The sequence below is a fragment of the Streptomyces sp. SM11 genome, assembly GCF_002910905.1.
Lineage (GTDB): Bacteria > Actinomycetota > Actinomycetes > Streptomycetales > Streptomycetaceae > Streptomyces.
This window is the reverse complement of sequence record NZ_NEUE01000254.1, coordinates 1-3,044: the sequence shown is the minus strand read 5'-3', so window position 1 is coordinate 3,044 and position 3,044 is coordinate 1. Positions and strand designations below refer to the sequence as shown.

3 protein-coding genes and 1 pseudogene are annotated in these 3,044 nt (G+C 64.0%); 1 reads left to right on the top strand and 3 read right to left on the bottom strand.

Annotated elements, in window-relative coordinates; translation table 11 throughout:
- Positions 1 to 38 precede the first annotated feature (38 nt).
- Positions 39 to 521, bottom strand: a pseudogene (locus B9S58_RS27530) (IS3 family transposase); the annotation flags it as partial.
- A 594-nt stretch (positions 522 to 1,115) separates the two neighbouring features.
- Here B9S58_RS27530 and ltrA point away from each other — a divergent pair.
- Positions 1,116 to 2,375, top strand: a complete 1,260-nt coding sequence (gene ltrA, locus B9S58_RS27525) for a group II intron reverse transcriptase/maturase (protein ID WP_103534726.1) — start codon at positions 1,116 to 1,118, stop codon at positions 2,373 to 2,375.
- Here ltrA and B9S58_RS27520 read toward each other — a convergent pair.
- Both B9S58_RS27520 and B9S58_RS40325 read right to left on the bottom strand, forming a co-directional pair.
- Positions 2,308 to 2,859, bottom strand: coding sequence for an IS3 family transposase (locus B9S58_RS27520; RefSeq protein ID WP_181009482.1), 552 nt, complete (start codon positions 2,857 to 2,859; stop codon positions 2,308 to 2,310). The two genes, ltrA and B9S58_RS27520, sit on opposite strands and share 68 nt — an antisense overlap.
- The coding region (locus B9S58_RS40325; protein WP_374935713.1) for a hypothetical protein at positions 2,856 to 3,044 on the bottom strand (189 nt) is incomplete at its 5' end. The genes B9S58_RS27520 and B9S58_RS40325, both read right to left, overlap by 4 nt.

Below are 3,044 nucleotides of genomic sequence, written 5' to 3'. Positions count from 1 at the left end.
GGGCCTTGTCCCGTGAAGGTGGACACCTGTTCGTGTCGTTATGCGGCGAATGTCAGGGTAGCTGATTGCTGTTCGTAGGCGATCGGGGCCTGCTGTCCGTTTGCCGAGTGTCGTCGGCGGGTGTTGTAGCGGGTGGTCCAGCGGAAGACGGCCAGGCGGCAGGCGCGGGCCCCGTCGAAGCGGCGGGCGCCTCGCAGTGTCTCGCGTTTGAGGGCCGCGTTGAACGACTCGGCGAGTGCGTTGCCCGCGCTCGCGCCGACCGCGCCCATGGACTGTGTGACACCCAACTCGGCACAGGCGACAGCGAATTCGCGAGACGTGTACTGCGCTCCGTGATCACTGTGGAAGACGGCGCCGGCCAGGCTGCCGCGGACCCGGGCGGCCGCCCGGAGCGCGTCGGTGACCAGCGAGGTGCGCATGTGATCGGCGATCGACCAGCCCACCAGACGGCGTGAGAAGCAGTCGATCACCGTCGCCAGGTACAGAAACTCGCCGTCGCCCACCGGCAGGTAGGTGATGTCGGTGTGCCACGAACGCAGGAAGAGGGGTAATTGATGTTCAGGTAGGTGCCCTTTGGAATGCGGTGCTGCGTGAAAGATGAAGGTAGGCCCTTCGGAGCCGCCCTGCGGGGGGGGAGGCTTCAAACCGCCACATGCTGCGTTGGCTGAAGACCGTCGTGGTGAGCGATGTGGAAAAGGCGTCCGTGAGGCGTCAGGTGGGGATCAGGAAGGCGAGCGCAAGCGAATCGCTGATGACGTGTCGAAAACATACTCAGACGGCATCGAAACTGGGGGTGTAGATATGGCTCCAGGACAAGTCTGGCGGAAACCCGATTTACTGTCCAGATGGTGCCCGGCATGGAGGCGACGCGAGCCTGGTCTGCTGCTTTCGCGTGGAACGTGGGAAGGCGAGCCTCGTGCTGTTGCCCGTACGGGCGACCGCAGGGAGCGCCCCGAAACGGCGGAAACCGTGAGGGGCTGAGTACCGATACGGGGCTCGCTGGCGGACCGGTCCGTAGTAGTGCTGAAGCCTCTGTAATGGAGGTGGAGCGAAGGGACCGGGTCATCCGTGGCTGTGTTCGTTCGATCAACCAGGCGTTCCCTGGGAGGAGTCGCATGGATGCGCTGAAAGCGTCAGAGAAGTCGTTCGCTATCTCGAAGTGGGAAGTATGGGAGGCATGGGAGAAGGTTAGGGCGAACAAGGGTGCGCCGGGGGTGGATGGCTGCACGATTGAGGAGTTCGAGAAGGATCTGAGGGGAAACCTCTACAAGGTCTGGAATCGAATGTCTTCGGGCAGTTACTTTCCGCCTCCGGTGCGAGCGGTAGAGATTCCGAAGTCGCACGGCGGCGTCAGGATTCTTGGTGTTCCCACGGTCGCGGACAGGATTGCGCAAACCGTGGTCGCCGCCCGACTGGAACGGAATGTGGAACCGGTATTCCACTCCGATTCTTTCGGGTATCGGCCTGGACGGTCTGCCCTGGACGCGGTGGAGAAATGCCGGGAGAGGACGTGGAAGAGGGACTGGGTGGTCGATCTGGACATCCAGAAGTTCTTCGACAGCGTCCCCTGGAGCCTCATCGTCAAGGCGGTGGAGGCTCATGCCGACGCCGTTTGGGTGAAGTTGTATGTGGAACGGTGGCTCCGGGCACCGCTCCAATTGCCCGACGGTACCTTGCAGAGGCGGGACCGCGGAACCCCTCAAGGTTCGGCGGTCTCGCCTGTGTTGGCGAATCTGTTCCTGCACTACGCGTTCGACATGTGGATGGCTCGGGAGTTCCCCGACATCCCGTTCGAGCGGTATGTGGATGACGCGGTCGTGCACTGCGTCAGCGAGCGTCAGGCCAGGAGACTGGTCGAGGCGATCGGGAACCGTATGGAGGAGGTCGGGCTGCGTCTGCACCCGGCCAAGACCCGGATCGTCTACTGCAAGGACGCGAACCGGCGGGGTGCATACGCGCAGACGTCGTTCACGTTCCTGGGGTTCACGTTCCGAGCCCGCGCGGCCCGCAGCAGGCACGGGGTGACCTTCCGGTGCTTTCTGCCGGCGGTCAGCAAGGATGCCTTGAAGAGAATGAGTGCCGAGGTACGCAGCTGGCGTATTCATCGGCGCACCCGCCATACCTTCGCTCAACTCGCACGGTTCATCAACCCGATCGTGCGGGGCTGGATCCAGTATTACGGGGCGTACTACCGCTCCGCGCTGGAGCCCCTCCTGCGGCGCATCAACGCCTATCTGGTGCGCTGGATCCGCCGAAAGTACAAGCGGCTCGCGGGCTTCAAGAAGGCCAAGGAGTGCTTCCAGGGAATCACACAGCGATACCCAGGGATGTTCTACCACTGGCGGTTTGCCCGTCACTTCTGGTGCTCAGGGTGACAAGAGCCGTGTAACGGGAGACTGTTACGCACGGTTCTGTGGGAGCCGGAGGGGGAAGTTCCCTCCGGCTACCCGACCCGACGTACTTCGTGTTCGGCGCACTCGCGGTGAAGTCACGATCCAACAGATCCGGCACCGGCGTGGCGGACGGTTCGGGCACCGTGGTGACCTGGCGCTTGCGCAGCCGCAGCCCGGCGATACCGAACTTCCGCATCACCCGCCCGACACGTTTGTGGTTCACGTGCTCACCGTCCTCGCGCAGCTCGGCGGTGATCCTCGGGCGGCCGTAGGTTCCGTCCCACTCGGTGTGCACGGCCCTGATCCGCTCGGCGAGAGCGGCGTCGGCCCGCTCGCGTGTGGCACGGGCCTCGCGGCCCGCCCGCCACTTGTAGAAACTGGAGCGCGCGACCTCCAGCACGTGACACAACCGCTTCACGCCCCAGGCGCGGTGGTGGTCCTCGATGAACTGGAAGCGGTTGATCACCAGGTCATCTCTTGTGCGAAAAACTTCGTCGCCTTGCGGAGAATGTCACGTTCGGTGGCGAGCTTGTGCATCTCCTTGCGCGCTGCCGCCAGCTCCCGGCGCAGGGCCTCGCTCTCGACCTGAAGCTCTTCGGCCGTCGGCGGGGAATCCACCGTGCTCATCTCCGTGCTCGTGCTCGTCCTGCT

Excerpts from the sequence above, each read along its gene's own strand:
- ltrA (WP_103534726.1), top strand. The coding sequence starts at position 1,116 with ATGGATGCGCTGAAAGCGTCAGAGAAGTCGTTCGCTATCTCGAAGTGG.